Here is a 7,953-nt window from a genome sequence, read left to right on the forward strand (position 1 = left end):
CCGAACACCTCGATCCCGAGACCGGCAAGATCACAACAAGCTGATCGGAAAAGAATGCGACGATACGCAAAGGGCCCCGATCGCCGCCACTGGCCTGCTTTTACTCCGCCGCGCTGGCCTGGAATCCGACCGCCGTTGACATCCGTGCGATCGCATTCGCGAACTGGCTTGCTTGAGACGCAAGCCGGCTGAGTTGAACCATCGCGCCCAAGCTCACGCAGGACGTACCCGTCCTGGCAGGGCTCGTAAGGATCGTATCCGACGGGAGATGTACTCGATCCGGCGCCTGCACATGTCGGAAAGCCCCCTCCCCGCTTCAGATGCTGCCAGAGCCGCATCACAGGCGGGACGCAGGCGGCGTACTGTGTCGGCCCTCCAGGATTGGCCAGGCACAGCAGGACCGTGCAGCCCCAATCATCGGCGCGCGCGACACTGATCGACATCCAGGCGACGCCAGCGAGAACCATCATCCGGAGCATGCCAACCCTCCCGAGATCGGTCAGGCCGCAAGCGGGAGCGGCATCTTGACCGGAAGGACCGGGCCGGTCAGTCCGCCATTGCGTCGGATCGCATCGAGCGCGCGCTCCTCGATCGGTAGCAATCCGGCAAGAGCATTCGTCGCTCCGATCCGCTGTGGCGCGCCCAGACGCTGCAGGGTCCACCCTGCCCTTCGCAAGATGCGCTCCATGCGGAGATCGGTGACCGTCGCGATCGACGACAAGCCTCGCGCGTCGCCCCATTCCAGCATCGCGGCAAAGAGCATGAATGTTGCTCGCCGCAGTCCGCCATCCGTCGTGATGTCGGTCAAATCGGTATCGATGCAAAAGCGCGAGCTTTCCGCGATGAGGTCAGAGCAAGGAGCAATTCCGCCGTCCAACAACTCCGGGAACGTGTTTGCGAGCATGTTGGGGCCCGTCGTCGGCAACATCCGCACGCAACCCAGTACAGAGCCGCGATCGGCGACGACCAGATAGGTCGCATCAAGCGTATCGTAGCGGTCCATCTCGAGATCGCCTGTGGTTGAGACCTGCCAGTCGAGTCGGTCCTTGAACACCTTTCGCCGCAGGCGATGCATGCCCATCAGCAGCGAGAGATTGGCGCCATATCCGGCGCGGCTCAGTTCGACGACCTGCATGACCAGCCTTTCGAATCGCGTTGATCTGGAGGCCAATCAAACAGAGGCAGCCGGTCGGCGAACCTGTCGGATGTGACAGGGTGTTTTCTGGATTCCCTCTAAAGTTGTGGCCGTGTTCTCGCCGCATCTTTGAAGCAGAGGCCGCTGCCATCGAGTGGAAAAGGGTCATCAGGCGCGTGAAGCAAGGCGCCGCAATCAGCCGGGGGGTAGGATGAAATCGGTAGAGATGGCGTATCAAGAACTGGTCGATGGCCTGCATTCATCGGTTGGAGAAATGGAGTTTCAGCGCGTCGGCCAACGCGTCGCCGAGAGCATGGGCTTCCGGTACTTCGCCTATCTCGGCTTTGGTGACGCCGATCCGGTTTTGATCTCGTCTTATCCCAAGCGATGGAGCGAGCATTATTTTGCCGAAGGCTACCAGGACGTTGATCCCGTCGTGGCCTTTGCCAAAGGCAAGCGCTCCACGATGCAGTGGACGCGCGAAGCCGCCCGTCAGTTTCCGCTGCGCGCCCAGAAGCGCCTCTTTGACGACGCCGACGAGTTTGGCATCCGCCATGGCGTCTCCGTCGCGATCGCTGGCGGCTTTAATCGGTTCGCCGCCTTCACCTTCGCGGTCGACGAGGTCAGTACGGCGCATGGGAAGATGGTCACGGAAGCGAACGACATCGTCCAGTTGATCGGGCTGACATTCCACGCTCACGCAGACGCGAAATTGGGAAGGCGTTGCCCGCGCCAAGAGGCTGCGCCACTGACCCAGCGCGAGCGCGAATGCCTGATATGGGCCGCTCGCGGCAAATCGATGGAGGCGACCGCGATGATCCTGGGCGTCACGCCGCGCGCGGTGAAGTTCCACCTCGACAATGCGCATCGAACCTCGGGGCCGAGACCCTGCCTCAGGCAGTGGCGATCGCGCTGAAAGCGGGATGGATCTAAACGGATCTCTTACGACAGGTGCCTAATATTGAGGCCGTTCACAGTGTCTGACAAGCTAATCTCTAGGAAATATGCCAATGAATCTCAGCTGTTCGCAATGATAACGGATCTGAACAGCTCCAATTTAGCTGCCATGTCTTTATCGGCAACGGGCTTCACGATCGTACCAAGCGATATGTGCGCATGTTTTGCCGCGATCTCTGCTTGACCGGTAACAAAAATCGAAGGGATGCCTTTGTTCAGCAACCATTCCGCCGCCTCAGGTCCCGTCGGACCATCGGCAAGGTCGATGTCGACCAATGCGCAGTCCATCACGAACTGGCCAAAAGACACCTTAAGTTCGGCGAAGCTACTCAAAGATCCCGAAAATACATGACCGAGATCCTCGATCATGGCTTCGATGTGAAAGACGATAAGTGGGTTATCCTCCAGATAGAAGACCCGCAGGGGCATAGGCTTGGTCATGGTCCCTCATGGTTTTTGCGCCAGACGGGAGAGCGGCCCGCGCACGACGAAGCGGAAACCTTCGGGATCGAAGCTGAATTCGGGCCGTTCTCCGAATACGCTCGTCAACGCCGAGCGCATATAGCGGGTTCCGTAGCCGACTCGAGCCGGCGCGACGACAGGGGGGCCGCCGCTTTCGGTCCAGTTGATCGTGAGGAGCGGATCGGGATCGGTGGACAGTTCCCATGTCAGGGTGATCTGGCCGTCTGGTCTCGACAAAGCGCCGTATTTTATCGCGTTCGTGGCGAGCTCGTGCAGACAGAGAGCTAAAGTGGTTCCCACACTGCGGGGCACTAAAATGTCAGGGCCGCTGGATTGAATGTTTGAGCGCCCCTCGACGCGGTAAGGCGCGACCGTCGCATCGATGATGTCATTCAACTGGGCTTCGTCGCCGCCAGCGTTGAAAACAACGGAATGGACGTTCGAAAGCGCCGTCAGGCGGCCGGCAAAGTCCTCAGCCAAGCCATCAACCGAATCGGCGCCACGACGCGTCATCTGGAAGATCGAAATCACGCTGGCGAGGATGTTTTTGACGCGGTGATTGAGTTCTAGCCGCAGCTCCGTTTCCCGCTCGAGATAGTCCCGGACCTCACGCTGTCGAAACCGGGTCAACAGCGCGGACTGGATGCCGCTGACCAGTTCGAGCGCAGCGACGGGGCGTTGATAAAACGTCTGGCGTGAACGGGGCCAGGCGGCGGCGAGCGCCGATTGGATCCGGGATTGAGGGGCTGCGCGATCGAGCAGGACAACAATGGGTATTTCCGACCAGTTGGGCTGGTCCTGCAGGAACTGGGAAATCGTGTTGATGGCAACGGGGTTCAGGGCCTCGTGCGTGACGACGAGAACGCCTGGGAACGCTGCGATGCGATCCGCCAGTTCGATTGCGGTCACTGCCTGAGCACGGATGCCATGCTCGCTTAGCAGCGAGGCCATGTAGGAGGCGTCTTTGCGATAGGGTGCCAGTATGAGCACCCAGTCCAGCATCCCAACACTGTTCTGCGCAGAAACGCTCACGTGTCGGGAAGCGGATTATAGGAGACGACCGAGACGCCGCCGGTTGCGATCAGAAGTTCCCGTACGTCGAGATCATGCGGCCCATGTCGCTTTTTAACGACGGTGATGCTCCGCCGGAGTTTACCCTCGTGTTCCATAATGCGAAGCAAAAGCACGGTATCTCCGAGAAAGCTGACATCGACATCGATGCCGACATTCTGTCCGAGCAGCCCGTGCTGTGCGACGATCAGCATCGTTAAAACGTCGGCACGGGCCAGATGCTTAAGCAGCGACTGGATATCCCGCACGGCCTTATCGCGATGGGGCAACGAGTTCAGATAGCCGGTGAAGCTATCGATCACCACTACGCGCGTCTTGTTCTCGGCGACGACCCGCTGAACGATCTGCCCGAACTCGCCTGGCGATATCTCATTGGGGCTGAAATCGCAGATGACGAGTTGGCCATCCTTGTAAAACTGGCGGAGGTCCATGCCCAGGCCTTCAGAGCGCCGGAAAAAGGTCTCGAGCCGCTCCTCGAACAGGAAAAGTGCAACGCTTTCACCACGCTTCAGGGCCGCAGTCGCGTAAAGCGAGGACATCGTCGATTTGCCCGTGCCGGACTGACCGATGACGAGCGTGATCGTTCCCGATTCCTGTCCGCCGCCGAACATCTCATCGAGCGCCTCGACCCCGGATTTGATTAACTGAGGCTTGACGACTTCAACGGCAGATCCCGGCACAATCCTGGGAAACACGACAACGCCGTGCCCCTCGCGAATGGCCATGTCATGGTAGCCGTCCGCAATGGCCACGCCCCGCATCTTACTGACTTCGATGCGCCGGCGCACCGCTCCATACTCTTCAAGCGATTTGTCGAAACGGATCACGCCGTGCGCGATACCCTCGATTTCCTCACCGCTTCGATCGCCGCCGTTGGTTTGAGTATCGAGCAGCAGGGCGATGATGCCCTTCTTCGCCAGGAACGCCTTGAAGCCTATGAGTTCCCTTCGGAAACGGGGAGTGTCGCCGGTGATGAGCCGGATCTCGAGCAACGAGTCATACACGAGCCTGTGCGGCTTATGCTCTTCGATTGCGCGCTCGATCGCCATGCGCGTTTCGTCCAGCCGCAGCTCAGCCGTCTGGAAAATCGTCTGGTCCGCGGTGCCGTTAACCGCTTCGGAGGCCGACAACTCCTCCACGCGGATGCCATCCAGCGTCCAGCCGTGAGACAAGGCAATTGACTGAAGTTCGGCGGCCGTCTGCGAAAGGCTGACATAGATGCAGCGCTCTCCTGCCTCGACGCCGGCACGCAAAAACTGCAATGCCGCGGTTGTCTTGCCTGCTCCAGGCGCGCCCTGCACGATGTAAAGGTTGGACGCGGGTAGGCCGCCGCGGAGAATTTCATCAAGCCCTGCAATACCAGAGCTTACGACGGTCTGCTTCTTCCGCTTTGCCATGACTGCCTGTTCGAAGTTGATGGCAGCGTCAGCGCACGCCGCCGCGCCCTAGGATGACGGGGAGGCACCGCACATACCCGCCCCAGAATTGCAGCCTCACAGCATCAATCGCGGATTTCACCTATGTCTTTTGACACGATCGGGATAGCGCCGTCTATTTTTGCTCATATAGGCTGGTGGCCATCTCGGAGTCGGCCAGCCGGATGTTGGCGTCGCGTGTTGTCTGCGGACAACGTGTCCTGCCTGATTAAGGGTTCGTTAACCTTAAATTCCTTGCCAGTTAGACAGAATCATGGCGTCTTCCTGAGACGGAAAGAGAGCGTCTGACGCTCGTGTTCCGTCTTGAGCGAGAACGACATGACCGCCTCCGCCGCTTCAACCCAAACTGAACTCGCGTCTGCGCGAGTGTCGCGTCACGCTACTGCCCTTTCGAACCAGTTGCGTTCTCTAGGGACCTCGCTGTTTCCACCATCGGCACGCAAATCGCTACGGTCCTTCACGTCGGGCGAAGTTTCGCGGATCGTTGGAGTGTCGGACGGCTATCTCAGGCAGTTATCGCTGGATGGCCTTGGTCCTACCCCTGCGATTGGCTCGGCGGGCCGCAGATCCTACACCCTTGGTCAGGTCAATGAATTACGTGGCTATTTGAGCTCAGCACGCCCTCGGGAGGCCCTCCAGTTCTCGCCCGGCCGACGAAATGGCGAGAAGCTGCAAATCATCACCGTAGCCAATTTCAAAGGCGGTTCGGCTAAAACAACGACCGCATTGTACCTGACGCAGTTTCTCGCACTCCAAGGGTTCAGGGTGCTGGCGATTGACCTTGATCCCCAAGCGTCACTGTCGGCGATGTTCGGTTATCAGCCTGAGTTCGATATCCCTGAGAATGCGACACTTTATGGCGCGATTCGCTACGACGACCAGCGCAGGCCAATGCAGGAGGTTGTTCGCGAGACTTACTTTGAAGGCGTCGGGCTCGTACCCGGCAATCTGGAGCTGATGGAGTTTGAACACCATACCCCGCGCGCCATGCTCGATCGCGGGGTGAGGGGCCATGAGTTGTTCTTTCGGCGGGTCGCCGGGGCTATCGATCAGGTCGCCGATCAGTTTGATGTCGTCGTCATCGATTGTCCCCCACAGCTCGGGTATCTGACGATGGGCGCGCTTAATGCCGCGACGGCCATGTTGGTGACGATTCACCCCCAGATGGTGGACGTCGCTTCAATGAGCCAGTTCTTGCTGATGACATCCGACTTGATGGCCATTATCGAGAACGCGGGCGGGCGGCTCGATTACGATTTCATTCGCTACGTCGTAACGCGGCACGATCCCAACGACGTGCCGGAGTCGCAGATCGTCGCTCTGCTGCGGAATCTGTTTGGCGATGACGTGCTTAAGGCAACGGCCTGGAAATCGACTGCGATTGCCAATTCTGGCCTTACCAAGCAGTCGCTTTATGAGCTCGACCGCGGCTCGGTTGGCCGGGCAGCCTATGATCGAGCTTTGGAGTCGGTCGATTCCGTGAATGCGGAGATCGTCACCCTCATGAAAGAGGTCTGGGGCCGATGAGCAAGCGCGCCGACACGATCAAGTCGCTTTTCGCTACCGCTCCTACGCCCGTGTTGTCTGCAGACAACACGGGCTCCGCGCTGCCACGTGTCGCCTCCGGATCGATCCGCTCGTTGCAAAGCACATTCTCTAATGTCGAGCGCGAGAACGAAGAGCTTCGGAGGCGTATTGCGGTTGGTCAGGCAATCGTTGAGATCGACCCTGAACTGATCACGCCCTCTCCCTTTCGGGACCGCTTTGACGATCAGGATACTCCGGCGTTCGAAGCGCTGAAGGAATCGATCCGAGAGCAGGGGCAAGCCGTACCGGTGCTCTTGCGGGAGGAACCTGCTAATTCGGGCCGATACCAAATCGCCTACGGGCATCGGCGCGTACGCGCCGTGCGCGAACTCGGCCTCCCGGTCAAGGCGGTCGTTAGGCCACTGTCTGATGCCGACCTCGCGGTCGCCCAAGGCCTCGAAAATGCCGCACGCGAAGATCTGACATTTATCGAACGCGCGACCTTTGCTTTGCGACTAGAGGACGCGGGCCACGACCGGCTCGTCGGTCAAAGAGCTCTGGCAATCGACCGCGCGGAAGCATCGAAACTAATAGTCGTCGCTCGCAGCATTCCAGGCGATCTAGTGGATGCGATTGGGCGGGCGCCGAAGATTGGTCGTGGGCGATGGCTTGCGCTTGTCGATGCGTTGTCGGGTCCAGGTGCCGCAACGCGCGTTGCGCAGAAGATTGCGGAGCCGGAGTTCAAGGGTCTGTCGTCAGACGATCGCTTTCTGACAGTTCTTGCCGCCGCATTGGCTAGTACCAACCAATCGCGCCCGAGTGGAGAAGCGTACCGGATTGTGGCCGTGGCCGACATGGAGGTCGCACGGGTAGCGACCTCACGAACGCGTACCGTGATTTCGATTGGGCATGATGCAAATGGCGACGCCTTTGCTGCCTTCGTCGAAGGGAAGCTTCCAGAAATGTTCGCAGCGTTCAAGGCGAACCGTTCAGGATGACACCGCAGAGCCGTTGGCCCTGTACTCCGCAACCACTGAAGGATTAGGCATAGGCAAAAGAAAAAAGGCCCCCGAAACGGAGTTCCGGAAGCCCTTCTCTTAGTGTGGCAACTCTGAGAATCGCACTTCCACGAATCACCGTCAAGAGTCTCTTGCGAGATTTAGCGCCGTTTCGGCGAGCCGATTTCCTTTGCCCTAAACGAGGCAAGGATCATGGAACCACGACTCTCGACGACGCCTTTTGGGCGGCGATCGCTGACGCTTGCCCATGTGGCAAGCCAGGCGAGCGCAAAGACACGGCCGCCGGATAAAGCGGTCCACAAATGGAATATCTTCCGGGCGATCTGCACGGCCAAGAACGCGCTTT

The 7,953-nt window shown here is 59.3% G+C and carries 7 protein-coding genes and 1 pseudogene; 4 read left to right on the forward strand and 4 right to left on the reverse strand.

Features of this window, described 5'->3' with window-relative positions; all coding sequences use genetic code 11:
* Positions 1-499: 499 nt before the first annotated feature.
* Entirely contained in the window at positions 500-1,135 is a 636-nt protein-coding gene (locus Q8M82_RS10270) for an acyl-homoserine-lactone synthase (protein WP_305691268.1), read from the reverse strand.
* A 226-nt stretch (positions 1,136-1,361) separates the two neighbouring features.
* Between Q8M82_RS10270 and Q8M82_RS10275 the strand changes: the two genes are divergently transcribed.
* Positions 1,362-2,051, forward strand: a complete 690-nt coding sequence (locus tag Q8M82_RS10275) for a LuxR family transcriptional regulator (protein ID WP_305691269.1) — start codon at positions 1,362-1,364, stop codon at positions 2,049-2,051.
* Positions 2,052-2,152: 101 nt separating this feature from the next.
* Here Q8M82_RS10275 and Q8M82_RS10280 read toward each other — a convergent pair whose 3' ends face one another.
* Genes Q8M82_RS10280 through Q8M82_RS10290 form a run of 3 tightly spaced genes read right to left on the reverse strand, consistent with a single transcriptional unit; the run spans position 2,153 to position 5,022 of the window.
* Entirely contained in the window at positions 2,153-2,533 is a 381-nt protein-coding gene (locus Q8M82_RS10280; protein ID WP_305691270.1) for a response regulator, read from the reverse strand.
* Positions 2,534-2,539: 6 nt separating this feature from the next.
* Positions 2,540-3,556 carry a sensor histidine kinase gene (locus Q8M82_RS10285; protein WP_305691271.1) on the reverse strand — a complete coding sequence of 339 codons (1,017 nt, stop codon included), beginning with the start codon at positions 3,554-3,556 and terminating at the stop codon, positions 2,540-2,542.
* Positions 3,557-3,582: 26 nt separating this feature from the next.
* On the reverse strand, positions 3,583-5,022 hold the full coding sequence (locus Q8M82_RS10290) for an ATPase domain-containing protein (protein ID WP_305691272.1): 1,440 nt from the start codon (positions 5,020-5,022) through the stop codon (positions 3,583-3,585).
* A gap of 357 nt (positions 5,023-5,379) precedes the next feature.
* On the opposite strand from Q8M82_RS10290, the gene repA reads away from it, so the two are divergent.
* The 3 genes and pseudogenes from repA to Q8M82_RS23430 form a co-directional block, all read left to right on the forward strand.
* Entirely contained in the window at positions 5,380-6,588 is a 1,209-nt protein-coding gene (repA, locus tag Q8M82_RS10295; RefSeq protein WP_305691273.1) for a plasmid partitioning protein RepA, read from the forward strand.
* Positions 6,585-7,586, forward strand: a complete 1,002-nt coding sequence (gene repB / locus Q8M82_RS10300) for a plasmid partitioning protein RepB (protein ID WP_305691274.1) — start codon at positions 6,585-6,587, stop codon at positions 7,584-7,586. The genes repA and repB overlap by 4 nt, the downstream gene beginning before the upstream one ends.
* Before the next feature lie 213 nt (positions 7,587-7,799).
* A pseudogene (locus tag Q8M82_RS23430) lies at positions 7,800-7,953 on the forward strand (plasmid replication protein RepC); the annotation flags it as partial.

Source organism: Allobosea sp. (assembly GCF_030694325.1).
GTDB lineage: Bacteria > Pseudomonadota > Alphaproteobacteria > Rhizobiales > Beijerinckiaceae > Allobosea.